Raw genomic sequence first — 24184 nt, 5'->3', positions numbered from 1 at the left:
TCTGCTCCTGCGTCCCGCTCGAAGTGCCGCGACATCCGGATGCCGGCTGCGGCGCCGTCGGGGCCGGTCGCGCAGTCCCTCCCTCCTACCCCCCCCCGCCTTCGGCCGGGGGTACCCGCAGCGCCCCGAGGGGCGCTGCGGCGCAGGCCTGGCGCTAGGGCGCGGTGGCCCGGTGGATCACGGTGGCGCCCGGCGCGGGAGCCGTGGCCGTGCGTACCGTGCGGCAGGTGCCGGAGGTCCGCAGGGCGTCGGCGATCTTCGTGGCCGTCTCCGGGTCGCGGGCGAGGAAGGCCGTCGTGGGCCCCGAGCCCGAGACGAGCGCGGCGAGCGCTCCGGCCCCGCGCCCCGCGTCCAGGGTGTCGGCCAGTTCCGGGAAGAGGGACAGGGCCGCGGGCTGGAGGTCGTTGGAGACGGCGGCGGCCAGCGCGTCCGCGTCCCCCTTGGCCAGCGCCCCGAGCAGCTCCGCCGAGGCCACCGGCTGCGGGATGTCCCGCCCCTGGGCCAGCCGGTCGAACTCGCGGAAGACCGCCGGCGTCGACAGCCCCCGCCCGGCCATCGCGAACACCCAGTGGAAGGTGCCGCCGGTCTCCAGCACGGTCAGCTGCTCGCCCCGCCCGATGCCGAGGGCGGCGCCGCCGACCAGGCTGAACGGCACGTCGCTGCCCAGCTCGGCGCAGATGGCGAGGAGTTCGGCGCGGGCGGCGCCCGCCTGCCAGAGCTCGTTGCAGGCGAGGAGCGCGCCCGCCCCGTCCGCGCTGCCCCCCGCCATGCCGCCGGCGACCGGGATGTCCTTGGCGATGTGGATGTGCACGGCCGGTTCGATGCCCCGGCGTTCGGCGAGGGCGAGCGCGGCGCGCGCCGCGAGGTTGGTGCGGTCGAGGGGGACCTCGGCGGCGTCCGGGCCCTCGCAGGTGACGGTCAGCTCGTCGGCGGGCGTGACCGTGACCTCGTCGTAGAGGCCGACGGCGAGGAAGACGTTGGCCAGGTCGTGGAAGCCGTCGGGGCGCGCGGCGCCCACCGCGAGCTGGACGTTGACCTTGGCGGGGACGCGTACCGTGACGCTCACTTACCGGACTCCCTGTGCTCGGCGTGCTCGGCGATCCTCGCGAACTCTTCCACGGTCAGCGCCTCGCCGCGGGCCTGCGGCGAGACCCCGGCCGCGACCAGCGCCGCCTCGGCGGCCGCCGCGGACCCGGCCCAGCCGGCGAGCGCCGCCCGCAGGGTCTTGCGGCGCTGCGCGAACGCCGCGTCGACGACCGCGAAGACCTCGCGCCTGGAGGCCGTCGTCTTCAGCGGTTCCGCGCGCCGGACGAGGGAGACGAGTCCGCTGTCGACGTTGGGCGCGGGCCAGAAGACGTTGCGCCCGATGGCGCCGGCGCGCTTGACCTCGGCGTACCAGTTGGCCTTGACGGAGGGCACGCCGTACACCTTGTTGCCGGGTCCGGCGGCGAGCCGGTCGGCGACCTCGGACTGCACCATGACCAGCGTCCGCTCGATGCTCGGGAAGGTGTCGAGCATGTGGAGGAGGACGGGGACGGCGACGTTGTAGGGGAGGTTCGCGACGAGTGCGGTCGGCGGCGGTCCCGGCAGCTCGGTGACGTGCATCGCGTCGGAGTGGACCAGCGCGAACCGGTCCGCTCGCGCCGGCATGCGCGCCGCGATCGTCGCGGGCAGGGCGCCGGCCAGCACGTCGTCGATCTCGACGGCGGTGACCCGGTCGGCGACCTCCAGGAGCGCGAGCGTGAGGGACCCGAGCCCGGGGCCGACCTCCACGACGACGTCGTCCGGGCGGACCTCGGCGGTGCGGACGATGCGGCGGACCGTGTTGGCGTCGATCACGAAGTTCTGGCCGCGCTGCTTGGTCGGGCGGACACCGAGCGCTGCCGCCAGCTCACGGATGTCGGCGGGGCCGAGGAGGGCGTCGGGGGTGGGGCTGCTCACGGGACAAGGGTACGGGCCGCCGCGGTCGCCTCCCGCCGGTCGCCCGTGCGGCGGCCTCCGGCGGTCAGTTGTGCAGCCGCGCCCCGCAGTGCGGCCAGGGCGTGGAACCCCGGCTCACGTAGAGTTTCTTCGCGCGGAACGTCTGTTCCTCGGCCGAGGCGTCCTGCGGGCGCCCGCTGCCGCCGAGGCTGTGCCAGGTGTGGGTGTCGAACTGGTACAGCCCGCCGTACGTCCCGGAGGGGTCCACCGCGTGCGTGCGGCCGCCGGACTCGCAGGCGGCGAGACCGTGCCAGTTGAGGCCGTCCGCGCCGGTCACCGAGTCGGGGTGCGGCTTGGTCCCGACCTTGATCAGCTGGGCGCGCGCCTCCCGGACCACCTCGGACGTCTCGCGGTGCGGCTTCTGCCGGACTCCGTTGACGGAGCGCAGGTAGTACGTCACACGGCGCAGCCCCGGCCGCCCGGCCCGCTCCACCACCTCGGTGCCCTTGAACAGCGTCGGGTCCGCCGTCCGCCGCACCTGGAACGGGATGGTCTCCTCACGGATCTCCTTGCTGCCGGTGACGCGCAGCACGGTCACCGTCTGCCCGTCGCGCGGGAAGCCGCCCTGGGACACGGAGGTGGTGTCCTGGCCGTGCAGGGTGATCCCGGCCTCCTCGACGGCCTCGCCTACGGTCGCGGCGTTGGTGCGGATGGTCCGGGTCCGGCCGTCCGCCAGGATCGTGACCGTGCGCTCGGTGCGGACGTCGAGCGCGAGCCCGGCGCGGCCGATGTTCTGGGAGCGCGAGGCGGACAGGTACGCGCCCTCGGCCCGCACCCCGAGCTGCCGGAGCGCCCCGTCCACCGTGCGGGCCGTCGTCCACACCTCGCGCCGCTGGCCGTCCAGCGTGAGCCGCACGGGGCGGCCGTAGCGCACGGCGACCTCGTCGCCGCTGGCCAGGGCGGTACCGGCGGCGGGGGCGACCACGTCGTGCGCGCCGACCGGTACGCCCTCCTCGGCCAGCAGTCCGGTCACGTCGTCGGCGAACGTGTGCAGGGTGCGCGGCTTGCCGTCGACGGTCAGCTCGATCGCCTTGTCCTTGGCGAGGAACGCGGTGGTGCCGCCCGCCAGGAACGCGACGACGAGCGCCTGCGGCAGCAGCCGGCGTACGGCGGACTCGGGGCGCCTGGAGTACCGCGCCTTGCGCCGGCGCGCGGCGCGTCGCCCCGCGCCGGCGCGCTCACCGGCCTCCCGCGCCTCCGCCGCCCGCCGCTCGCCCCGCAGCGGGAGCACCTGCTCGTCGGCGTGCGCCTGCACGACCTGCGCCGCCGCCTCGTAGGCCGGCTGATAGGTGTCGTCCCCGTACGCCGTGCCGTAGGCCGGCACTCCGGCGTCGTGCGCGCCGTGCATCTCCTGCGCGCCGTGCACTCCGGGCGCGCCGTAGGGGTCGTACGCCCCAGACGTCTCGTACTGCGATGTGCTCACGCCGACACGCTCCAGAGGGCCAGACGGGTCCGGATCGGGCCCCCAGAACCTAGCGGAGCGTTCGTCACTCTCCAAAGCGGCGCGACTACACAGGGTCGCGTGCGGACCAGAGGCACGCCCGGGCGAACGTTATGCGCCAGTTACGATCCATGCACGCTCAGTAGTCGAAAGCGCGGGCCGTGTTCGCGCCCAGGGCCGTCGCCAGCGCGTCCTCGTCGATGCCCCGCACGGCGGCCATCGCGCGCACCGTGACCGGAATGAGATACGGGGCGTTGGGCCGTCCGCGGTACGGCACGGGGGTCAGGAAGGGCGCGTCGGTCTCCACCAGGAGCAGTTCCAGGGGGGCCACCGCCACCGCGTCCCGCAGGTTCTGGGCGTTCTTGAAGGTGACGTTGCCGGCGAAGGACATGAAGTAGCCCTCGCGGGCGCACTCCTCGGCCATCACGGCGTCCCCGGAGTAGCAGTGGAACACCGTCCGCTCGGGGGCGCCCTCCTCCTTGAGGACCCGCAGCACGTCGGCGTGGGCGTCGCGGTCGTGGATGACGAGGGCCTTCCCGTGCCGCTTGGCGATCTCGATGTGGGCACGGAAGGAGCGCTCCTGGGCGGCCTTGCCCCCGGGCCCGGTGCGGAAGTGGTCGAGCCCGGTCTCGCCGACGCCCTTGACCTGCGGCAGCCCGGCCAGCCGGTCGATCTCGGCGAGCGCCTCGTCGAGCGCGGCGTCCCCGCCCCCGGCGCGGGCGCCCTGCCTGGACCAGCCCTCGGGGTCCCCGTGCACGATCCGCGGGGCCTCGTTGGGGTGCAGCGCCACGGTCGCGTGGACGTTCGCGTGCGCGGCCGCGGTGTCGGCCGCCCACCGCGAGCCCTTGATGTCGCAGCCGACCTGGACGACGGTCGCGACACCCACCGACGCGGCCTTCGCGAGGCCCTCCTCGACCGTGCCGGACTGCATGTCGAGGTGGGTGTGGGAGTCGGCGACGGGCACCCGGAGGGGTTCCGGGAGCGGCGGCGCCACGTTCTTGTCGGCCGTACGGGCAGCCGTACCGGAGGCGTTCGAAGGCATGCCCCGATCCTACGAAAGGGGCATGCCCCGCCGTTCCCGCGCCCGGGTCAGCTCGCCTTGCGCTGGAAGGGATGCAGGAGATCCGACAGGTGCCAGTGGTGCACCGCCCCGACCTCGGCGGGCGTCTCCGTCCCGGCCGCGCCGGTCTCCGCGCCGTCCGGTCCGGCGGACCGGTCCCGCGCCACCGGCGGGTGCGAGCGCTGCGCGGCGTTCCGCACCGACGAGACCTGCCCCGCGCGCATGATCCGCAGGACCTGCCCGTCGCAGTTCTGGCACGACGGCCTGCTCAGCGGTGACGGGACGACCCGGCCGTTCGCCACGTACCTGACGAACTCGTGATTGTCGGCGTCCGTGTGGTGCTCTATCTCGTACGACTGCTCCCAGCCGTGCCCGCATCGCATGCAGGCGAAGGAATACGACTCATGGACGACGGCTGTGGCCGCACCGCGGAGGCCGGTCTGCCCTGCGATCTCACTCATGCCAGCTCCTCTTGTCCGCTTGGACAAGCACGCACCCCCGACACGGGGATTCCCCCCGGAATCCCATAGGGGTGAGGGACGGGTGCGTCCCTCACGACCAGTGGACGCCTTCACCCACGCGAATGCGACAGGCCTGCCGAGTGTTGGAGGCGATTTGGAGCCTGCTTGCCAAACGGGCCGCACCGCACAGGGCTGGGCTTTGCGTTTCCCGCCCTTGCTTTACCGTCCCGTGGGGCGCGCGCTCAGAGGAGATGCACCCCGCTCAGAGGACATATCACCGCAGGTCAGAGGCGCACGCTCAGAAGAGGAGCGACCCGCTCGGAGATCAAGGTGCGCCCCCTTCGAAACCCGGGTCCCGAGGCGCCCCGAAAGGGGCGCGGGGAACGGCGCGACCAGCCGTCCACCACCCGCGGAAGGCTGCGCAGGAGCAACCACGACGGCGCTCCCGGAAAACCCGGCTCTCACTCGGCGGAGCGCTTCGCCGCGACCACGGCGTCGAACACCACCCGCTTGGGAATCCCCGCGGCCAGCGCCACCGCCGCGATCGCCTCTTTGCGGCGCTCCCCGGCCTCCTCCCGCACCCGCACCCGCCGCACCAGCTCCTCGGCGTCCAGATCCTCCGGCCCCCGCTCGGGCGCGCCCTCGACGACGACGGTGATCTCGCCGCGCACCCCCTCGGCGGCCCACGCCGCCAGCTCGGCCAGCGGCCCGCGCCGCACCTCCTCGTACGTCTTGGTCAGCTCGCGGCAGACGGCGGCCCGCCGCTCGGCGCCGAAGACCTCGGCCATGGCCGCGAGGGTGTCGTCCAGGCGGTGCGGGGCCTCGAAGTAGACGAGGGTGCGGCGCTCCTCGGCGGCCTCCTGGAGCCGCGAGCGGCGCTCGCCGGCCTTGCGCGGCAGGAACCCCTCGAAGCAGAACCGGTCGACGGGAAGCCCGGACAGCGCGAGCGCGGTGAGCACGGCGGACGGCCCCGGCACGGCCGTGACCCGGATGTCCTTCTCCACGGCGGCCGCGACCAGCCGGTAGCCGGGGTCGGAGACGGACGGCATCCCGGCGTCGGTCACGAGCAGCACGCGCGCGCCGCCGGCGAGTTCCTCGACCAGCTCCGGTGTACGGGCGGCCTCGTTGCCCTCGAAGTACGACACCACCCGCCCCTTGGGCGTCACCCCCAGCGCCTGGGTGAGCCACCTCAGCCGCCGCGTGTCCTCGGCCGCGATCACGTCGGCGCCGGTCAGCTCGGCGGCCAGCCGGGGCGGCGCGTCCGCGACGTCGCCGATGGGGGTGCCTGCGAGGACAAGGGTTCCAGTCACCCCTCCATCCTCGCAGCCGCCACCGACAGCGCCGTCCCCGGCGGACCCCCGGGGCGGTGAACGCAAAGGAACCCACCGTGAAGCCCCATTGCACGGGACTCACACAGAACGGTTCCCTACGATGGCGCGGTGACCAGTACCGCGTCCTCCTCGGACACCCGGCAGGGCCAGGCAGTGCTCGACGAGCGGCCGACGTGGCAGCAGCGGCTGCACCGGTTCGGCTACCCGGCGAGCCCGGCGCGCACGGCGCACACCTCCGGTGACAGAGGCGCCGCGGGTTCCGGGGCGCACGCCGGTGTCGTCGACCGTCTGGTGCCGCCGTACGCGGAGCCCAGCCCCCGGCTGTGGCTCGCCCTGGGGGTGCCTCCGGTGCTCGCCGGGCGGATCACGCGCTGGTCGGGCTGGGGCGGTCCGCTGCTGGTGACGCTGCTGGCGGGTCTGCTGCGGTTCTGGAACCTGGGCAGCCCCAAGGCGGTGATATTCGACGAGACGTACTACGCGAAGGACGCGTGGGCGCTCGTCCACCGCGGTTTCGAGGTCAACTGGGACAAGAACGCCAACGACCTGATCCTGCAGAAGGCGGGGCACGTCGGCATCCCCGTGGACGCGGCGTACGTCGTGCACCCGCCGGTCGGCAAGTACGTCATCGGGCTCGGGGAGCTGATCTTCGGCTTCAACCCGTTCGGCTGGCGGTTCATGACGGCGCTGCTCGGCACGCTGAGCGTGCTGCTGCTGTGCCGGATCGGCCGCCGGATGTTCCGGTCCACCTTCCTGGGCTGCCTGGCCGGCGCGCTGATGGCGGTGGACGGTCTGCACTTCGTGATGAGCCGCACCTCGCTGCTCGACGGGGTGCTGATGTTCTTCGTGCTGGCCGCGTTCGGCTGCCTGGTCGTCGACCGGGACCGGGCGCGGGCGAAGCTGGCGGCGGCGCTGCCGGCGGACGCCGACGGCCGGGTCCGGCCGGACGCGGACGTGGCCGACGGTTTCCGGTTCGGGTGGCGTCCCTGGCGCTGGGCGGCGGGGGTACTGCTCGGCCTCGCGATCGGCACCAAGTGGAACGGCCTCTACATCCTGGCCGCGTTCTGCCTGATGGCGCTGTTGTGGGACGTCGGCGCGCGCAGGGTGGCCGGTGCCCGGCACCCGTACAGGGCGGTCCTGGCGCGCGACACGGGGATCACGTTCCTGGCGACCGTCCCGGTGGCGATCGCCGTCTACCTGGTCTCCTGGATCGGCTGGATCCTCTCCCCCACCGACGGCAGCGGCGGCTACTTCCGCAACTGGGCGGCCACCGCCGGCAAGGGCGGGAACTGGACGTTCCTGCCGGACTGGCTGCGCAGTCTGTGGCACTACGAGCACGAGGTCTATCTCTTCCACATCGGCCTGTCCTCGCCGCACACGTACATGTCGAACCCGTGGTCCTGGCTGGTGCTGGGCCGCCCGGTGTCGTACTACTACGAGTCGCCGTCCCCGGGCGTGGACGGCTGCCCGGCGGACGCCGGCCAGAAGTGCGCCCGTGAGGTGCTCGCGATCGGCACCCCGCTGCTGTGGTGGGCGGCCTGCTTCGCGATCGCCTACGTCCTGTGGCGGTGGGCGTTCCGCCGCGACTGGCGGGCCGGCGCCATCGCGTGCGGCATCGCGGCCGGTTACCTGCCCTGGTTCATGTACCAGGAGCGCACGATCTTCCTCTTCTACGCCGTCGTCTTCGTGCCGTTCCTGTGTCTCGCGGTGGCGATGATGATCGGCGCGATCATCGGCCCGCCGGGCTCCAGCGACACCCGCCGGCTGGTCGGCGCGTCGGGTGCGGGCGTCCTGGTGCTGCTGATCGTGTGGAACTTCATCTACTTCTGGCCGCTGTACACGGGCACGGCGATCCCCATCGACAGCTGGCGGTCGCGGATGTGGCTGGACACCTGGGTCTAGCCGGCGCCACCCCGCAGTCGCCCCGTCATGAGCATCGCGGCGCAACTGCCGTCGCCGGTCGCCGTTGGCCGTCGCCGGTCGCCCGGTCCCGGCCTGGCCGGAGTCGGTACGGGTGCTGTCGGCAACAGTGGTCCGGGTCGTGGGCGCCCCAAGGACCCTGCGCGCGTCCTGTTCACGCGGGGGAGCGACCAGGGAGGCGCCGGGGAGGCAGGGCGCGCGCGGGTCAGACCCTCAAACCCCCTCCTGGAGACTTCCGGCAGGGGGTGTCTCTGCCTCCCCGAACGCTCACTCGGGGAATTCCGCTCAGCCTGCTGACTGCCTGTGTCTGCCCACCGTGTGGCGGCGGGCAGAGAAGTCCGGCCCTTCCGGTCGCTCCCCCAGCGGGCGGTGCGTCCCGGCCCGGAGCGGCCGGTGACGGGCCTGCGCCCGCCCCCCGGCGTCGCAGCCCTGCCCCGCGAACCGCTGGCGGTCTTCTGTGACGAGCCCGTCGCCGGCCTGGCCCATGGCGGTAACGACGACAGCACCCTCCTCGCGGTCCGCCTCCCGCCCCACGACCTGAACCCCCCGGCTGAGGAGCGGCCCTGACGCCGGGTTCTTACCGGACCTGATGCGCTCGGCCGGGCGTTGCCGACTCGTCGGTGCGCGCCGGCGAGCGGGCGACGGCGGTCACCTCGCGGGCCCCGAGGCGCGGGGCGGACAGCGACGCGATGGTCGTCGCTGCCCGCCTCGGGCACGCACGTCTCCGGCTATGCGGCAGGGGTGAGTTCGGCGCGCCCGAACAGCAGCGCGTAGCCGGAGGGGAGCCGGCGCAGGATGCGGGTCAGCAGGTCGGGACCGGCGTAGGCCGCGACGGCCGAGAAGACGGATCCGGTGTCCCAGCGGGTGGTGGCCTGGGAGGCGCCGGTGCGGGCGGCGAGGTCCTTGACGAAGGCCCAGCCGCCCAGCGGCTGGGTGTCGGGGATCTGGCCGGTGAGGATGCGTGCGGCTTCGAGGGGCAGGCGAGCGGCCAGTTCGACGCGTTCGTCGCCGGTCAGCTGGCGTCCCAGTCCCGCGAGGACGAGGCGGACGGCCTCCTCGGCCTTCTCGACGGTGGGGTAGGCGCCTGCGTAGCGGACCTTTTCCAGCAGGTGCTCGTAGGCCCTCCCGTAGGGCTGCTGGAGCGGCGCGCTCTGGTCGGACATCACTGCGGTGGTTGCCTTTCTGTCACCAGGGTCGTGGTGGCCGGTGTGCGGCCACCGGGGGTGGGTGGTCAGGTGGGCTGGGGGCGGCCGAAGAGGAGGTCGTAGCCCACGGGGAGCTGGAGCAGGATCGCCTTGAGGAGGTCGTCTCCGGCGGCGTCGGCGACCGTGGACAGGACGGCGCTGACGTCCCAGGCCGCGGTCTGTTCGGTCGCGCCCTCGATCCAGGCCGCGGTCGCCCGCACGAACCGCTCCGGGGGCAGCGGCTCGGCGCTCTGCAGCGGGTTGAGCAGGATCAGGGCGAAGCCTTCCGGCAGACGCGCCGCCAGCTGGGCACGTACCTGGCCGACCAGGTGTGCGCCCAGCAGGGCGAGCACCACGCGGGCCGCGCGTTCGGTCTCCTGCAAAGTGCCATATCCGCCGCGTTCCTTCACGTGATTGAGGAACGCTTCGCGCCGCACAGTCACGTCGGCCGCCACCCTTCCTCAGGTCCACGGGGCGCGGAGGACGGGCGAGGGGGACATCAGATACCCGTCCTCCGCCGCTGGTCAGCCCTCGTCTGTCCGGCTCAGCCGGAGATCTCCTTGCGGCCCGGTCCGACGCCGATGGAGATCTTGCGGGGCTTGGCGCGCTCGGCGATCGGGATGCGCAGGGTGAGCACGCCCGCCTCGTAGTCGGCCTGGATGTGCTCGGTGTCCAGCGTGTCGGCCAGCACGATCTGGCGGGAGAAGACTCCCAGCGGCCGTTCCGACAACTCCATCTGCACGTTGTCGGCCTTCGTCACGGGCCGGCGCTCGGCCTTGACGGTCAGCATGTTGCGTTCGACGTCGATGTCGATCGCGTCCGCGCTGACACCGGGGATGTCGAAGGCCACCACGTACTGGCCGTCCTCGCGGTAGGCGTCCATCGGCATCGGGGACGGCCTCGACCAGGTGCCCGGGCCCATCAGCTGCTGGGCCAGCCGGTCCAGCTCACGGAAGGGGTCGGTGCGCATCAACATCGGAAAACACCTCCAGGAAGTTCGGGCAGTTGCTGCCAATGCGCCTCACTGACACCGTTGTAACATGTCATCCAATGGATGACAAACATGGTGTCGTCCAAGTGATGACGACAGAGGGAGGTGCCCGTTGCCCCCGGCCGACCAGCCGACCCCGACCAGCACTGACGCCCACAGCCCGGCGTCCTTTCTCGCCGCCGCTGCGGCCCTTGCCGCCATAGACGACGCCTTGCGCGATGCCCAGCACGAGACCCCCGACGCCGTCGGCCCCGGTCCCGAGCAGGCGCTGGCCTCCCTGATGCTGCTGCGGCAGGTGCGCGAGCGGCTCGCCGGCTGGGAGACCGGCCTGATCGAAACCGCCCGCGACGCGGGCGCCAGCTGGGCCGACCTCGCCCGCCCCCTCGGCGTCGCCAGCCGCCAGGCCGCCGAACGCCGCTATCTGCGCGGCCGCCCCGGCGCCGTCGGCACCACCGGCGAGCAGCGCGTGACGGCCACCCGCCAGGCCAGGGCCGCCGAACGCGCCACCGCCACCTGGGCCCGTGCCAACGCCGCCGACCTGCGCCGCGTCGCCGGACACATCACCGCCCTCGCCCACCTCGCGCCCGAAGCGCGCTCGGCCCAGGCCGCCCTGCATGCCGCCCTCGGCGCCACCGACGCCGCCGAGCTCATTGCCCCCCTGACCGGCATGCGCCCCTACCTCGATGCCCACCACACCGACCTCGTCGAATGCCTGGACGCCCTTGAGGACCGGCTCACGACGACAGCAGCTGACGATGACTGATTCCCACCGCGGAGAGTCACAGAAGCGGGTGCAGTCCGGCCCGCCCCGGACCATGCCGACGGCGGGCAACGATCCGTCCCGGCCCGAGTCCAAGTCCGTTCATGACGTTCCCACAGAAAGAGACCCACATGGGTAGCAGTGTCGAGACGCTGGAATTTCAGGCCGAGACCCGCCAGTTGCTCCGACTGGTGATTCACTCGATCTACTCGAACAAGGACATCTTCCTGCGTGAGCTGATCTCGAACGCCTCCGATGCCCTGGACAAGCTGCGGCTGGAGTCACTGACCGACTCCAGCCTCGTCGAGGCCGACTCCACCGACCTGCACATCTCGCTGGAGGTCGACAAGGACGCCCGCACACTGACCGTCCGTGACAACGGGATCGGCATGACCCGGGACGATCTCGTGGAGCTGATCGGCACGATCGCCAAGTCCGGCACCGCCGGCCTGCTGGAGAAGATCAAGGAGTCCAAGGACGCCGCCACCGCAGAGAGCCTGATCGGGCAGTTCGGCGTCGGCTTCTACTCGGCGTTCATGGTCGCCGACAAGGTCACCCTGCGCACCCGGCGGGCCGGCACCGACTCCGGCACCCGGTGGGAGTCCGACGGCGAGGGCACCTACGACCTCCAGAACGTCGACGGCCTGCCCGTGGGCACCTCGGTCACCCTGCACCTCAAGCCCGCCGACAGCGAGGACGGACTCGCCGACTACCTGTCCGAGTCGAAGATCCGCCAGATCGTCAAGCGGTACTCGGACTTCATCCGTTGGCCGATCCGGATGGCCACCGAGCGCACCGACGCCGAGGGCGAGACCATCTCCGACATCGACACGCTCAACTCGATGAAGGCGCTGTGGGCCCGGCCGCGCAGCGAGGTGACCGAGGACGAGTACAACGAGTTCTACCAGCAGATCAGCCACGACTGGCTGCCCCCGGCCGACACGATCCACATGCGCGCCGAGGGCACCTTCGAGTACGAGGCGCTGCTGTTCATCCCCTCGCAGGCACCCTTCGACCTGTTCTCCCGTGAGACCAGGCCCGGCGTGCAGCTGTATGTCAAGCGGGTGTTCATCATGGACGACTGCGAAGCGCTCATGCCCAACTACCTGCGCTTCGTCAAGGGCGTCGTGGACGCCCACGACCTGTCGCTGAACGTCTCCCGCGAGATCCTCCAGCAGGACCGGCAGATCCGTGGCGTACGCCGGCGCCTGGTCAAGAAGGTCCTCGGCGCCATCAAGGACATGCAGTCCAAGGACGCCGAGCGCTACGCCAAGGTGTGGGCACAGTTCGGCCGGGCGCTGAAGGAAGGCCTGGTCGAGGACACGGACAACAGGGAGGCCCTGCTGGAGCTGGTGTCGGCCGCCTCCACCCACGACCCGGAGAAGACCACCACGCTGCGCGAGTACGTCGAGCGCATGAAGGACGGTCAGGACACCATCTACTACCTCACCGGCGAGAGCCGCACGATGGTCGAGAACTCCCCGCACATGGAGGCCTTCGCCGCCAAGGGCTATGAGGTCCTCATCCTCACCGACCCCGTCGACGAGGTGTGGGTGGACCAGATCCCGGCCTTCGACGGCCGCCGTCTGCAGTCCATCGCCAAGGGCCAGGTCGATCTCGGAGAGTCCGCCGACGACGACCAGGACACCGACCCCGACAAGGCCCGGCGCGAGCAGGACTTCGCCGCCCTGCTGCCGTGGCTGACCACCACCCTGTCCGACCAGGTCAAGCAGGTCCGCCTGTCCTCACGCCTGACGACCTCGGCGGCCTGCATCGTCGGCGACGCCCACGACATGACGCCAACCCTGGAGAAGATGTACCGGGCGATGGGCCAGCAGATACCCCCGGTCAAGCGGATTCTGGAACTCAACCCCGCACACCCACTGATCACCGCCCTGCGCACGGCACACGACGCAGGCGCTGACGACCCCGCACTGGCGGAGGTCGCCGAGCTGATCTACGGCGGCGCGCTGCTCGCCGAAGGGGGCGACCTGCCGGACCCGGCCCGCTTCACCCGGCTGCTCACCGACCGTCTGTCCCACACTCTGTGACCACGGGGCGGCCCGGCACCGCCGAAGCGCCCGGCCGCACCCACCCCGGCCTCGCCCCCCTGACACCGTCGCGCGCGAATCACGCCGACGAGCAAGGAGCGGGCGGTGCCCACCGGCTTTCTGAGCGAGGAACAGCGCAGGCACTTCGGCCACTTCACCGAGGACCCGGACGAGGGGCAGTTCGCCGGGTCCTCCCTGCTGGATCAGACCGCGCGCCGCAGGGCGATGGCCGCCCGTGGCGCGCGGCACCGGATCGGCCGGGCCATCCAGCCCGGCGCCGTCCGCTACCTGGGCACCTCGCTCGCCCGCCGGCTCCACCGGCGGGCCTGGACCGGCGCCACCAAACGCCTGGCAAGAAGGTGGTGCTGCCCTGGGTGACCGTGCTGGAGAGGCCGGTCTCCGGCGCCCGAGGACCGGCCGAGAAACGCCTCTGGGCGACGCCGGCCGCCGCACCCACCCCGGAGCAGGCTGAGCGGTTGCCGCAGCTGGTCGGCGCCATGGCGGGCCCTCGCGTCGGGACTTCATCGACTCCTGGCGTTCACGTATGTGGCCCGACACTTGCGTGTGAACCACATCCCTGATCTCCGTTCGGCCAACAGTTCGGCCAACAATCGGTCAACGCCTGCCACAGGGGCCCCACAACGACCTACAGTGCGAGTCACAACCAGCTTTTGAACGCGTTCACAAAACGCGCAAAAGCCCACGGGGAGGGACTTTCGCACCATGCGCAAGGGGGTCAAGGGCGCCCTGATCGGCGGCGTCTGCGCAGCCGTGCTGGGCGGCGGCGGGTACGGCGCCTACAACGTTCTGGCGACGCTGCACGGTGACACCGCACCGGCCGTGCGGACCGGGCCGCCGACGAAGGACGAGATCAAGGACACCACGCAGAAGTTCTTCGCGGCCTGGGAGACGGGCCGGTCGGCCACCGCGGCGTCGTACACGAACGACTCCGCCGACGCCGAGCCCGTGCTCACCTCCTTCAGCGACGTGGCGCACATCAAGGACGTGCACATCACGCCGGGCAAGGCGACCGGCGCCACCGTGCCGTACAGCGTGCGGGCGACCGTGTCCTACGGCGGGAAGTCGAAGCCGCTCGCCTACCGGAGCCGGCTGACGATCGTGCGCGGCGAGACCACGCACCGCGCCCTGGTCGACTGGGACCCGTCGGTGGTCCACCCGGAGCTGAAGCGCGGCGACACCCTGTCCACCGGCGAGGCGGCCAGCCCGCCCATCGAGGCCGTGGACCGCAACGGCCAGGTCCTCACCAAGGACAAGTACCCGTCCCTGGGCCCGATCCTGGACGAGCTGCGCAGCCGGTACGGCGACAAGGCGGGCGGCACCCCCGGCGTGGAGCTGGTCATCCAGCACGCGTCCGAGGAGTCCGCCGACACCACGCTGCTGACCCTCACGGAGGGGAAGGCGGGCAAGCTGCGCACGACGCTCGACGCGCGCGTGCAGGCCGCCGCCGAGACCGCGGTGACGAAGTACGCCGAGTCGTCGGTGGTGGCCGTCAAGCCCAGCACCGGTGAGGTGCTGGCGGTCGCCAACCACCGTGCGGACGGCTTCAACGCGGCCTTCCTCGGCGAGCTGGCGCCCGGCTCCACCATGAAGATCATCAGCGCGGCCACCCTCATCGACACCGGCCTGACGACGGCGAACGGCCCGGCGCCCTGCCCGCCGACCGCGACCTGGCAGAGCCAGACGTTCAGCAACCTCAAGGGACTCCAGCCGGACGAGCAGGCCACCCTCTCCGACAGCTTCGCGCGCTCCTGCAACACGGCCTTCGTGAAGTACGCGGACTCGGTCCAGGTCGACTCGCTCACCAAGGAGGCCGAGGACCGGTTCGGGCTCGGGAAGAACAACTGGAAGGTGGGCATCCCGACGTTCGACGGCCGGGTCCCCGCCTCCGGCGGCCCGGACACCGCGGCCAACCTGATCGGCCAGGGCCAGGTGCAGATGTCCCCGCTGAACATGGCGTCGGTCGCGGCGACCGCGACGACGGGAACCTTCCGGCAGCCGGTGCTCGTCCCGCAGAAGCTGGACGGCCGGGAACTGGCCACCGCGAAGGGCCTGTCGCCGTCCACGGTCGGCCAGCTGCGCGCCATGATGAACCGCACCGCGACCAGCGGCACCGCGGCTGGTGTGATGCGCGGGCTGAGCGGCAGCATCGGCGCCAAGACGGGCTCGGCGGAGGTCGACGGCCAGTCCAAGTCGAACAGCTGGTTCGCCGGCTACCGCAACGACGTGGCGGCCGCGGCCATGACCCAGGACGGCGGCCACGGCATCGACGCGGCCGGTCCGATTGTCGCAAGCGTGCTACGGATCGGAGGCTGACGTCACCCCCACAGGCCGGGACTCTAGGCTGGTGCCGTCGTTGGGGAGCGTGAGGGCTACGGGGCGGCGGGGACCCTGGGGAATGCGCGGAGGAACTGACCAGTGGGCAAGAGAAGGCGCGTCGCCGAGCGACGGAAGCACAGACCCGCCGTCGTCGGCGGGATGATCGCCGTCGTCGTCGGCGGCGCGGGCCTCGGCCTCTACGCGCTGTACGGCGGCGGGGCCGCCGACGCGTCGACGGCGAGGACGGCCGACCACAAGCCCGTCAAGACCGGCCCGCTGTCCGCCACCGAGGTGCAGACGACCGCGCGCACCTTCCTGTCGTCCTGGCAGCAGGGCAAGGTCGCCCGGGCCGCCGCCGTCACGGACGACAGCAAGGCGTGCATCAAGCTCCTCACCGGCTACACCAAGGACGCCCACGTCACGGGCGTCACCCTCACCGAAGGCACCCGTACCGGCGGCAAGGTCCCGTTCTCCGTCAAGGCGACCGTGTCGTACAAGGGCGTCAGCAAGCCGCTGTCGTACGACTCCGCGTTCACCGTGATCCGGCGGACCAGCGACGGCAAGCCGGTGGTGAACTGGCACGCCGCCGTCGTCCACCCGGACCTCGCGGACGGCGACACCCTGGTCACCGGCGAGTCCGGCACCCCGCCGATCAAGGCCCTGGACCGGGACGGCGGGGAGATCACCACCGCCAAGTACCCGTCGCTGGGCACGGTCCTCGACGGGCTGCGGGAGAAGTTCGGCAAGAAGGCCGGCGGCAAGGCGGGCGTCGAACTGCGCGTGGTGCGCGGCGCGGCGTCCGAGAAGGCGCAGCTGTCCGACAAGACGCTCCTGGAGCTCAGCAAGGGCACGCCGGGCACCGTGAAGACCACGCTCAGCCCGACCCTCCAGGCGGCCGCCGAGAAGCAGGTCACCACGCAGAAGAACGCCTCGGTCGTGATGATGCGCCCGTCGACCGGTGAGGTCCTCGCCGTCGCCAACTCCAGCCACGGCTTCAACGTGGCCTTCCAGGGCTCCCTGGCGCCGGGCTCCACGATGAAGATCGTCACGTCGACCATGCTGTTCGAGAAGGGGCTCATCACCCCGGACGCCTCGCACCCCTGCCCGAAGACGTACAAGCTCGCCGGGTGGACGTTCCACAACGACGACGACTCCGAGATCAAGCAGGGCACGTTCAAGCTGAGCTTCGGCGCCTCCTGCAACAACGCCTTCATCGATTTCGCGCCCAAGCTCTCCGCCAGCGACCTGACGACGGAGGCCCAGCAGGTCTACGGCCTCGGCATGAACAACTGGGCGATCGGCGTCCCGACCTTCGACGGCTCCGTCCCGGTGCAGAGCGGCGCGCAGATGGGCGCCTCGCTGATCGGGCAGGGCGGGGTGCGCATGAACCCGCTGAACATGGCGTCGGTGTCGGCCACGGTGGACACCGGCTCCTTCCACCAGCCGTACCTGGTCGACCCGGGTGTCGACCACCGGACGATCGCGAAGGCCTCGCGCACCATGTCCGCGAAGACGCAGGCGCAGCTGAAGGAGGTCATGCAGTACACGGCGGGGTACGGCACGGCCGCCAAGGCGATGTCGGGCCTGAGTTCGAGCTGCGGCGCCAAGACGGGCTCGGCGGAGGTCGACGGCCAGAAGAAGCCCAACGGCTGGTTCACCGCGTACTGCGGCGACTTCGCGGCCGCGGGCGTGGTCCAGGCGGGCGGCCACGGCGGCGACACGGCGGGACCGATCGTGGCGGCGCTGCTGAAGCTGGGCGCGTCTCTGTGACCACCCGCGGGCGCCGGTCGACCGGCCCCCGGCGGGCGCGGCTCAGCCGGCCACAGGGGTCGCCATGTAGGTGCGCCTGAGGAAGCGCAGCAGTGCCTTCGACTCGAACTGCACCACCGACGTGCCGTGGTCGGAGTGGAACTCCACCACGGCCTGGACCCGGCCCAGCGGCCAGACCCGTACGTCGCCGCTCTCCGCCGGCGCCCTGAGGCCCTGTTCCAGCAGCGAGCGCGAGAACGTCCACTCGTCCGTGCCGGGCAGACCGACCTGTACCGTCCTCGGATCGGCGTCGGGGTCGTAACGCAGGACGACGGGCACCGCGCCCGGATCGTCTCGCGCGTCCTCGTCCGTGACGATGTGGGCTCGCGCATACTGCTCGACTACAGACATCGGACTGCCCTTTACGCTCCGTGATCTGTGCGAAAGCTGTGCATCCGCTTCCCTATCCAATGTCGCACATTTTCCGTAATGCGCCTGTGGGGACGGGTGCCACCGGTGGGCGGTTCCGCATGTGACAACCTTCTCTCTCTTGCAAAAGCTTCGCAATACAACTCTAAAATCGGACCGTGCACGTACCTGACGGATTCATCGACGCCCCCACCTCCGCGGCCACCGCCGTGCTGGCGGCCGGCGCCCTCGCGGTCAGCCTGCGCGGCGCCCGCCGTGAACTGGGGGGCACCTCCCGCGCGAGCGAAGCCGAGCGTGGAGGAGAGCGTGCCGCGCCGCTGGCCGGGCTGGTGGCGGCGTTCATCTTCGCCGTACAGATGCTCAACTTCCCCGTCGCGGCCGGAACAAGCGGCCATCTGCTGGGCGGGGCGCTCGCCGCGATACTCGTCGGCCCCTGCACGGGCGTCCTGTGCGTGTCCGTGGTCCTCCTCATGCAGGGCATCCTGTTCGCGGACGGCGGGCTGACCGCGCTCGGCGTCAACATCACCGACATGGCGGTCGTGACCACCCTGGTCGCGTACGCCGTCTTCCGCGGCCTGGTGAAGGTCCTGCCCCGCTCCCGGCGGTCGGTGACCGGCGCCGCCTTCGTCGCCGCCCTGCTCTCCGTGCCCGTCGCGGCCGGCGCCTTCACCCTCCTCTACGCGGTCGGCGGCACCACCGACGTCGCCCTCGGCAAGGTGGCCGGCGCGATGGTCGGCGTGCACGTCCTCATCGGCTTCGGCGAGGCCGCGATCACCGCGCTGACGGTCGGCGCGGTGATCGCCGTACGCCCCGACCTGGTGTACGGGGCGCGCGGGCTGCGACAGGGGCTGAAGCTGCGGGTGAACGGCGACCTGGTGGACGCGCCGGAGCCGGCCGCGCCCGTGGCGGCGCGCACCTCCCGCCGCGCGCTGTGGCTCAGCGGCCTGGCGGCCTCCCTGGTGCTCGCCGGCTTCGTCAGCCACTACGCCTCCGCCAGCCCCGACGGCCTGGAGAAGGTCGCCCACGACCACGGCATCGACACGCAGACGAAGGAGCACGCGTCGGCCGGCTCCCCGCTCGCCGACTACGGCGTCGAGGACGTCTCCGACGCCCGGCTCTCCGGGGGTCTCGCGGGCGTGATCGGGGTCGGTACGACCGTGATCGCGGGCAGCGCCGTGTTCTGGGCGGTGCGCAGGCGCCGTACCGGCGTCCCTTCGCAGGTGCGCTGACGTGGGTGCCGGGCACACGCACCGGCTCTACCGGCACGCGCACTCGCGCGTGCACGCGCTCCCGCCGCACACCAAGCTCGCCGCCGCCTTCGCCTTCGTGGTCGTCGTGGTCTCGACCCCGCGCACGGCGATGTGGGCGTTCGCGCTGTACGCCGTGCTGCTCGCGGTCGTCGCGCACCACGCGCGCGTGCCCGCCGGCTTCCTGCTGGGGCGGCTGCTGATCGAGGTGCCGTTCGTCGCCTTCGCGGTGCTGATGCCGTTCGTCGCGGGGGGCGGGCGGACCGACGTGCTGGGCCTCTCGCTCAGCGTGAACGGCCTCTGGGGCGCCTGGAACGTTCTGGTCAAAGGCACGCTGGGGGTCGCGACCTCCGTCCTGCTGGCCGCCACCACGGAGCTGCGCGAACTGCTCCTCGGGCTGGAGCGGCTGCGGCTGCCGCCCCTGCTCGTCCAGATCGCCTCCTTCATGATCCGCTACGGCGACGTCATCACCGACGAGATGCGCCGGATGCGGATCGCCCGCCGGTCGCGCGGCTTCGAGGCGCGGGGTGTACGCCACTGGGGCGTGCTCGCCAAGTCCGCGGGAGCGCTGTTCATCCGCTCCTACGAACGCGGGGAACGCGTCCACCTGGCCATGGTGAGCCGGGGGTACTCCGGTTCGATGCCCGTCATCGACGAGGTGACCGCGTCCCGGGCCGAGTGGTCGTACGCCCTCGCGCTGCCGCTGTCCGCTCTCGTCGTCTGCCTGTTGGGATGGGCCCTGTGACCCCTGCTCCGGCTTCCCTGGAGGTCTCCGGCCTCGCCTACGCCTACCCCGACGGGCACCAGGCCCTGTTCGGCGTGGACTTCCGCGTCGCGCGCGGCGAACGGGTCGCGCTGCTCGGGCCGAACGGCGCCGGGAAGACCACCCTGGTGCTGCATCTCAACGGCATCCTGGGCGGCGGCGCGGGCACCGTGACGGTGGCCGGACTGCCCGTCGGCACGCGGCACATGGCGGAGATCAGGCGCCGGGTCGGCATCGTCTTCCAGGATCCGGACGACCAGCTGTTCATGCCGACGGTCCGCGAGGACGTGGCCTTCGGGCCGGCGGCGGCCGGGCTGAAGGGCGCGGAACTGGAGGCACGCGTGCGTGCCGCCCTGGAACAGGTCGGCATGGCCGGCTTCGCCGAACGCCCGCCGCACCACCTGTCGTTCGGGCAGCGCCGCCGGGTGGCGGTGGCGACCGTGCTCGCCATGGAGCCGGAGATCCTCGTCCTGGACGAGCCCTCCTCCAACCTCGACCCGGCCTCCCGGCGCGAACTCGCCGACATCCTGCGCTCCCTGGACGTGACGGTCCTGATGGTCACCCACGACCTGCCGTACGCCCTGGAGCTGTGCCCGCGCTCCCTGGTGCTCAGCGACGGCACGATCGCCGCCGACGGGCCCACCGCCGAACTCCTGGCCGACGACGCCCTGATGCGTGCCAACCGGCTGGAACTGCCCTTCGGGTTCGTCCCGCGTCCGTGACAATGGGCGCGTGACGCATCAAGAGGACGCCGGGACCGCCGCGGGACCGCCGCGGCTTGACGACCAGCTGTGCTTCGCGCTGTACGCCGCGCAACGCGCCGTGACCGCCGCCTACCGGCCGCTCCTCGACGAACTCGGGATCACCTACCCGCAGTACCTCGTGCTGCTCGTCCTGTGGGAGCGGGGCGAGATCACGGTGAAGGAACTGGCGGAGGCGCTCCGGCTCGACTACGGCACGGTGTCACCGCTGCTGAAGCGGCTGGAGGGGGCGGGGCTGGTGCGCAGGGAGCGCTCGGAGCGGGACGAGCGCTCGGTGCTCGTCGGTTGCACCGGGCGCGCGGAGGAGCTGCGGGAGCGCGCGGCGCGCATCCCCGGCGCCCTGCTCACCACGACGGGGCTCGACGGGGCCGACGTGACCCGGCTGCGCGAGGAGCTGCGGGACCTCGCGGAACGGGCGGGCCGGGCGGCCCTGCGGCCGTCGTAACCGGGCGGCCGCGCGCGGCCGTCGTGGCCGGACGGTCCTGCGGTCGTGACGGCCGGCGGCCGTCACCCACGGTTTCCACCCCTGGTGGTCACAGGGCTTCCTACCGGTCGGTACCTTGTGCACGATGTGCTTGCACACCTTTGTGTTGCCCACCACCGTTTCCGCCCTGGGGGAGGTCCCGCCGTGATCGAAGGCGCCACCGTCGACTCTCGTCCGACGAAGATCATGTATGTCGCAGAGGCGACCGCACACGGCGGCCGGGACGGGTATGTCAGCAGCCAGGACGGCCAGATCGACCTCAAGGTCGCGATGCCGCCGGAGCTGGGCGGTGACGGCAACGGCACCAACCCGGAGCAGCTGTTCGCGGCGGGTTACAGCGCCTGCTTCCACAACGCGCTGATCCTCGTCGGCAACCGCGCGGGCTACGACCTGACCGGCTCCACGGTCGCCGCGAAGGTCGGCATCGGCCCCAACAAGCAGCGCGGCTACGGTCTCGCGGTCGCCCTCAGCGTCTCGCTCCCGGTACTGGACGCGGACGTCGCGACGAAGCTGGTGGACGCCGCCCACGAGGTGTGCCCGTACTCGAACGCCACCCGCGGGAACATCGAGGTGACCATCGTGCTCGGCTGACCCCGGGCCACGTGCCGCAGACCACGCCGTACCGAGGAATCCGGGACCGCACGGCCATGTTTCACTCACTGTCACCGGCACATGGGCAGGCGGAGGGATCGGGACGTGGACGTGCACGGCACTGTGGCGGAGGGCTTCGAGCCGGTCAGGGACGCGTTCGCGGGCAACTTCGAGCTGCTCGGGGACCGGGGCGCGGCGGTCGCCGTGTACCGGGACGGACACCGGGTCGTCGACCTGTGGGGCGGTAGCAGGGACGTCGACGGGGACGCCCCGTGGGAGCACGGCACCGCCCAGATCGTGCGCTCGGCCACCAAGGGCGTCGCTGCCGCCGTCCTGCTGCTCCTGCACCAGCGCGGTGAGCTGGACCTGGACGCGCCGGTGGGCGACCACTGGCCGGAGTACAAGGCGGCCGGCAAGGAGCGGACGCTGGTGCGGCAGCTGCTCGCCCACTCCGCGGGCGTGCCGGTGCTGGACCGGCCGCTCACGCCCGCGGAGGCCGCCGACCCCGACCTCGGCGCGGCCGCCGTGGCGGCGCAGGCGCCGGTGTGGGAGCCGGGCACCGACCACGGCTACCACGCGCAGACGTACAGCTGGCTGACCGGCGAGCTGGTGCGCCGGGTGACCGGACGGACCGTCGGCGAGTGGGTCGCGGACGAGATCGCCGGGCCGATCGGCGCCGGACTGTGGCTCGGGCTGCCGGAGGCGGAGCAGGCACGTGTGGGGCGCGTCGGGCCGGTGCCGGCACCGCAGAGCGCGGGCGCGCTGCGGACCCGGCCCAAGCGGGCCGTCGCCGAGGCGTACGCCGACCCCGGCTCGCTGACCCGCCGGGCGTTCGGCGCCATCGACCCGCTCCCTGACGAGAACGACCCCGCCTACCGCGCGGCCGCCCTGCCGGCCTCCAACGGCATCGCCACCGCCGACGGCCTGGCCCGCTTCTACGCCTCCCTGATCGGCGACGTCGACGGCGGCCGACGGCTGTTCACGCCGGAGACCGTGCGGCTGGCCCGCGGCGAGCAGTCGGCCGGCCCCGACCGGGTGCTGGTCGTCGCCACCCGCTTCGGGCTCGGCTACATGCTGCACGGCAGCGCGTCCCCGCTGCTCTCCCCCGGCTCCTTCGGCCACCCGGGCCGCGGCGGTGCGCTCGGCTTCGCCGACCCCGGGTCGGGCATCGCCTTCGGCTACGTCACCAACGGCTTCCGCAAGAGCGTGACGGCGGACCCGCGGGCGCAGGCACTGGTACGCGCGGTGCGCACGGCACTGTCGTAACCACCGCGCGCACCCGCGCGCCGCGCACACCGCTCACACGTTGATCGGGTGCGAATGCCGTCCCGACAGCGCGTCGATCTCGCCGTGCGCCTTGGACAGCAGCTGCATGGCCAGTTCGTTCAGGGCTCGGGCGCCCGCGATCTCCTCGCCGACTCTGGGCTGGTTGCTGTCGGACTCGTGCCGGCTCGCGTGGCCGTGCGCCCGTACCTCGGTGCCGTCGGCCAGGCGCACCAGGGCCACCGCGCGCGTGTGCGTGTCGTCCTCCAGGAACTCCAACTCGACATGCCATCCCACAGCGGTTTGCATCATGTTCATGGGACCACCTCCGCAATCGCTGCTTCCAGGGTGCTCCTCCGGCACCGGGCCCGTCACGTCGGCCCGGCCTCCGCGCCCGCCCGGCCCGCCGCCCCGCTACTTGTCCTCGAAGCTCGCGAAGTACGCGGCCGCCATGTCCTCGTCGCCGTGCCCCTGAGCGGCGGCACGGGCGAAGCGTTCGGCGGCCGCCTGGGCGACGTCCAGGCGCACGCCGTGGCTCGCGCCGGCGGCGACGATCAGCCTGGCGTCCTTCCCGGCGGTGTCCACCGCGAACGACGGCGGGGTCAGCCCGCCGTCGAGGATCAGTGCGGCCTTGGCCCGCAGGTAGCCCATGTCGAGGGGGCCGCCCGCGATCAGGCCGAAGAAGCGCTGCGGGTCCACGCCGAGCCCCTGGGCCAGCGCGACCACCTCGCCGGCCGCCGCGGTGGCCGCGAGGACCCAGCTGTTGGCGACCAGCTTGAGCCGGGTGGCGGCGGCCGTGGACCCGTCGTCGCCGGTCCACACCGTGCGGACGCCGACCGCGTCGAAGACCGGCGTGACCGTCTCCCGGCCCTGCTCGGGCCCCGCGGCCAGGACGGTGAGCTGCCCGGCCTCGGCGGGCTGGCGGGTGCCGAGGACCGGGGCGTCGTAGAAGACCAGGCCGTGCTCGGCGGCGAACGCGGCGAGGACGGGGATCTGGTCGAGGCCCGCGGTGGTCGACTGCACCCAGACGGCCCCGGGGCGCAGTGATCCGGCGGCCTCGCGCAGGGTCTCCAGGGCGGTGGCGCCGTCGTACAGCATGGTCAGGACGACGTCGGCGCCCTCGACGGCCTCGGCCGGTGTGTCCGCGACCTGGGCGCCGTGCGCGGCGAGCGGCTCGGCCTTGGCGCGGGTGCGGTTCCACGCGCGGACGCTGTGCCTGGCCTTCAGGAGGTTGCGGGCCATCGCGGCGCCCATGATGCCGGTGCCCAGCACGGCCACGGTCGGCTTGTCGGTCATGACGTCTCCCTGTCCTCGTACGTTCCGCAGCCAGCTTGACGTACCGCGGGCCGCCCGGCGCGCGGCGTCCGGGTATCCCGGCGGCGCG

The 24184-nt window shown here is 72.4% G+C and carries 25 protein-coding genes; 13 read left to right on the top strand and 12 right to left on the bottom strand.

All coding sequences use genetic code 11. The annotated features are described in order from the left end of the window. Positions 1 to 154: 154 nt before the first annotated feature. The 6 genes from AB0472_RS15825 to rsmI all read right to left on the bottom strand — a co-directional run bounded on the left by AB0472_RS15825 (position 155) and on the right by rsmI (position 6252). Positions 155 to 1066: a 4-(cytidine 5'-diphospho)-2-C-methyl-D-erythritol kinase gene (locus AB0472_RS15825; RefSeq protein WP_366356901.1), complete on the bottom strand. Its 912-nt coding sequence runs from the start codon at positions 1064 to 1066 to the stop codon at positions 155 to 157. Continuing rightward, positions 1063 to 1941 (bottom strand): 16S rRNA (adenine(1518)-N(6)/adenine(1519)-N(6))-dimethyltransferase RsmA, encoded by an 879-nt coding sequence (gene rsmA, locus AB0472_RS15820; RefSeq protein ID WP_366356899.1) that lies wholly within the window; start codon positions 1939 to 1941, stop codon positions 1063 to 1065. Before rsmA ends, AB0472_RS15825 begins: the two co-directional genes overlap by 4 nt. A 64-nt stretch (positions 1942 to 2005) precedes the next feature. Further along, on the bottom strand, positions 2006 to 3403 hold the full coding sequence (locus AB0472_RS15815; RefSeq protein WP_366356898.1) for a ubiquitin-like domain-containing protein: 1398 nt from the start codon (positions 3401 to 3403) through the stop codon (positions 2006 to 2008). A gap of 157 nt (positions 3404 to 3560) precedes the next feature. Then, positions 3561 to 4463, bottom strand: a complete 903-nt coding sequence (locus AB0472_RS15810) for a TatD family hydrolase (RefSeq protein WP_366356897.1) — start codon at positions 4461 to 4463, stop codon at positions 3561 to 3563. A 47-nt stretch (positions 4464 to 4510) separates the two neighbouring features. Continuing rightward, complete coding sequence (locus AB0472_RS15805) at positions 4511 to 4942, bottom strand: hypothetical protein (RefSeq protein WP_366356895.1); 432 nt, start codon at positions 4940 to 4942, stop codon at positions 4511 to 4513. Positions 4943 to 5403: 461 nt separating this feature from the next. Then, the gene (rsmI, locus tag AB0472_RS15800) at positions 5404 to 6252 is read right to left on the bottom strand and encodes a 16S rRNA (cytidine(1402)-2'-O)-methyltransferase (RefSeq protein WP_366356894.1); all 849 of its coding nucleotides are present in this window, start codon (positions 6250 to 6252) and stop codon (positions 5404 to 5406) included. A 129-nt stretch (positions 6253 to 6381) separates the two neighbouring features. On the opposite strand from rsmI, the gene AB0472_RS15795 reads away from it, so the two are divergent. Beyond that, positions 6382 to 8172, top strand: a complete 1791-nt coding sequence (locus AB0472_RS15795; protein WP_366356892.1) for a phospholipid carrier-dependent glycosyltransferase — start codon at positions 6382 to 6384, stop codon at positions 8170 to 8172. Between the two features lie 411 nt (positions 8173 to 8583). Further along, positions 8584 to 8757: a hypothetical protein gene (locus tag AB0472_RS15790; protein ID WP_366356891.1), complete on the top strand. Its 174-nt coding sequence runs from the start codon at positions 8584 to 8586 to the stop codon at positions 8755 to 8757. A 161-nt stretch (positions 8758 to 8918) separates the two neighbouring features. Here the strand turns inward: AB0472_RS15790 and AB0472_RS15785 are convergent, their stop codons facing one another. The 3 genes from AB0472_RS15785 to AB0472_RS15775 all read right to left on the bottom strand — a co-directional run bounded on the left by AB0472_RS15785 (position 8919) and on the right by AB0472_RS15775 (position 10350). Beyond that, positions 8919 to 9356 (bottom strand): DUF2267 domain-containing protein, encoded by a 438-nt coding sequence (locus tag AB0472_RS15785; RefSeq protein ID WP_366356889.1) that lies wholly within the window; start codon positions 9354 to 9356, stop codon positions 8919 to 8921. A 65-nt stretch (positions 9357 to 9421) separates the two neighbouring features. Further along, positions 9422 to 9817 carry a DUF2267 domain-containing protein gene (locus AB0472_RS15780; RefSeq protein ID WP_366356887.1) on the bottom strand — a complete coding sequence of 132 codons (396 nt, stop codon included), beginning with the start codon at positions 9815 to 9817 and terminating at the stop codon, positions 9422 to 9424. 101 nt (positions 9818 to 9918) lie between these two features. Beyond that, positions 9919 to 10350, bottom strand: coding sequence for an Hsp20/alpha crystallin family protein (locus tag AB0472_RS15775; protein WP_366356886.1), 432 nt, complete (start codon positions 10348 to 10350; stop codon positions 9919 to 9921). 127 nt (positions 10351 to 10477) lie between these two features. Here AB0472_RS15775 and AB0472_RS15770 point away from each other — a divergent pair, with 127 nt between their 5' ends. The 5 genes from AB0472_RS15770 to AB0472_RS15750 all read left to right on the top strand — a co-directional run bounded on the left by AB0472_RS15770 (position 10478) and on the right by AB0472_RS15750 (position 17283). Then, positions 10478 to 11128 carry a type III effector protein gene (locus AB0472_RS15770; protein ID WP_366356884.1) on the top strand — a complete coding sequence of 217 codons (651 nt, stop codon included), beginning with the start codon at positions 10478 to 10480 and terminating at the stop codon, positions 11126 to 11128. Between the two features lie 128 nt (positions 11129 to 11256). Then, positions 11257 to 13176 (top strand): molecular chaperone HtpG, encoded by a 1920-nt coding sequence (gene htpG / locus AB0472_RS15765; RefSeq protein WP_366356883.1) that lies wholly within the window; start codon positions 11257 to 11259, stop codon positions 13174 to 13176. Positions 13177 to 13281: 105 nt separating this feature from the next. After that, a complete protein-coding gene (locus AB0472_RS15760; RefSeq protein ID WP_366356881.1) occupies positions 13282 to 13554 on the top strand; it encodes a DUF4158 domain-containing protein in 273 nt (90 codons plus the stop codon). A 345-nt stretch (positions 13555 to 13899) separates the two neighbouring features. Further along, positions 13900 to 15510 carry a penicillin-binding transpeptidase domain-containing protein gene (locus AB0472_RS15755; RefSeq protein WP_366356879.1) on the top strand — a complete coding sequence of 537 codons (1611 nt, stop codon included), beginning with the start codon at positions 13900 to 13902 and terminating at the stop codon, positions 15508 to 15510. A 102-nt stretch (positions 15511 to 15612) separates the two neighbouring features. Next, positions 15613 to 17283 (top strand): penicillin-binding transpeptidase domain-containing protein, encoded by a 1671-nt coding sequence (locus tag AB0472_RS15750; protein ID WP_366356877.1) that lies wholly within the window; start codon positions 15613 to 15615, stop codon positions 17281 to 17283. Between the two features lie 42 nt (positions 17284 to 17325). Here AB0472_RS15750 and AB0472_RS15745 read toward each other — a convergent pair whose 3' ends face one another. Next, positions 17326 to 17673 (bottom strand): SsgA family sporulation/cell division regulator, encoded by a 348-nt coding sequence (locus tag AB0472_RS15745; RefSeq protein ID WP_366356876.1) that lies wholly within the window; start codon positions 17671 to 17673, stop codon positions 17326 to 17328. A gap of 176 nt (positions 17674 to 17849) precedes the next feature. On the opposite strand from AB0472_RS15745, the gene AB0472_RS15740 reads away from it, so the two are divergent. From AB0472_RS15740 to AB0472_RS15715, 6 genes are all read left to right on the top strand, one after another. After that, entirely contained in the window at positions 17850 to 18920 is a 1071-nt protein-coding gene (locus AB0472_RS15740) for an energy-coupling factor ABC transporter permease (RefSeq protein WP_366356874.1), read from the top strand. A gap of 1 nt (position 18921) precedes the next feature. After that, positions 18922 to 19683, top strand: a complete 762-nt coding sequence (gene cbiQ, locus AB0472_RS15735; protein ID WP_366356872.1) for a cobalt ECF transporter T component CbiQ — start codon at positions 18922 to 18924, stop codon at positions 19681 to 19683. Next, positions 19671 to 20423 (top strand): ABC transporter ATP-binding protein, encoded by a 753-nt coding sequence (locus AB0472_RS15730; protein ID WP_366356870.1) that lies wholly within the window; start codon positions 19671 to 19673, stop codon positions 20421 to 20423. Before cbiQ ends, AB0472_RS15730 begins: the two co-directional genes overlap by 13 nt. Before the next feature lie 10 nt (positions 20424 to 20433). Beyond that, positions 20434 to 20907 carry a MarR family transcriptional regulator gene (locus AB0472_RS15725; protein WP_366356868.1) on the top strand — a complete coding sequence of 158 codons (474 nt, stop codon included), beginning with the start codon at positions 20434 to 20436 and terminating at the stop codon, positions 20905 to 20907. Positions 20908 to 21132: 225 nt separating this feature from the next. Continuing rightward, entirely contained in the window at positions 21133 to 21537 is a 405-nt protein-coding gene (locus AB0472_RS15720) for an organic hydroperoxide resistance protein (protein ID WP_366356974.1), read from the top strand. A gap of 105 nt (positions 21538 to 21642) precedes the next feature. Then, on the top strand, positions 21643 to 22803 hold the full coding sequence (locus AB0472_RS15715) for a serine hydrolase domain-containing protein (RefSeq protein ID WP_366356867.1): 1161 nt from the start codon (positions 21643 to 21645) through the stop codon (positions 22801 to 22803). 33 nt (positions 22804 to 22836) lie between these two features. On the opposite strand, the gene AB0472_RS15710 is transcribed toward AB0472_RS15715, so the two are convergent. Continuing rightward, positions 22837 to 23112: a DUF1876 domain-containing protein gene (locus AB0472_RS15710; RefSeq protein ID WP_366356972.1), complete on the bottom strand. Its 276-nt coding sequence runs from the start codon at positions 23110 to 23112 to the stop codon at positions 22837 to 22839. A 102-nt stretch (positions 23113 to 23214) separates the two neighbouring features. Next, the gene (locus AB0472_RS15705; RefSeq protein WP_366356865.1) at positions 23215 to 24096 is read right to left on the bottom strand and encodes an NAD(P)-dependent oxidoreductase; all 882 of its coding nucleotides are present in this window, start codon (positions 24094 to 24096) and stop codon (positions 23215 to 23217) included. Between the last annotated feature and the right edge of the window lie 88 nt (positions 24097 to 24184).

Source organism: Streptomyces sp. NPDC086777, from assembly GCF_040702065.1.
Lineage (GTDB): Bacteria > Actinomycetota > Actinomycetes > Streptomycetales > Streptomycetaceae > Streptomyces.
The sequence above is the reverse complement of the archived record's forward strand: the minus strand, read 5'-3'. Positions and strand labels throughout refer to the sequence as shown.

Excerpts from the sequence above, each read along its gene's own strand:
- AB0472_RS15810 (WP_366356897.1), bottom strand. The coding sequence starts at position 4,463 with ATGCCTTCGAACGCCTCCGGTACGGCTGCCCGTACGGCCGACAAGAAC.
- AB0472_RS15805 (WP_366356895.1), bottom strand. The coding sequence starts at position 4,942 with ATGAGTGAGATCGCAGGGCAGACCGGCCTCCGCGGTGCGGCCACAGCC.
- AB0472_RS15775 (WP_366356886.1), bottom strand. The coding sequence starts at position 10,350 with ATGTTGATGCGCACCGACCCCTTCCGTGAGCTGGACCGGCTGGCCCAG.
- htpG (WP_366356883.1), top strand. The coding sequence starts at position 11,257 with ATGGGTAGCAGTGTCGAGACGCTGGAATTTCAGGCCGAGACCCGCCAG.
- AB0472_RS15755 (WP_366356879.1), top strand. The coding sequence starts at position 13,900 with ATGCGCAAGGGGGTCAAGGGCGCCCTGATCGGCGGCGTCTGCGCAGCC.
- AB0472_RS15745 (WP_366356876.1), bottom strand. The coding sequence starts at position 17,673 with ATGTCTGTAGTCGAGCAGTATGCGCGAGCCCACATCGTCACGGACGAG.
- AB0472_RS15730 (WP_366356870.1), top strand. The coding sequence starts at position 19,671 with ATGGGCCCTGTGACCCCTGCTCCGGCTTCCCTGGAGGTCTCCGGCCTC.
- AB0472_RS15720 (WP_366356974.1), top strand. The coding sequence starts at position 21,133 with ATGTATGTCGCAGAGGCGACCGCACACGGCGGCCGGGACGGGTATGTC.
- AB0472_RS15710 (WP_366356972.1), bottom strand. The coding sequence starts at position 23,112 with ATGATGCAAACCGCTGTGGGATGGCATGTCGAGTTGGAGTTCCTGGAG.
- AB0472_RS15705 (WP_366356865.1), bottom strand. The coding sequence starts at position 24,096 with ATGACCGACAAGCCGACCGTGGCCGTGCTGGGCACCGGCATCATGGGC.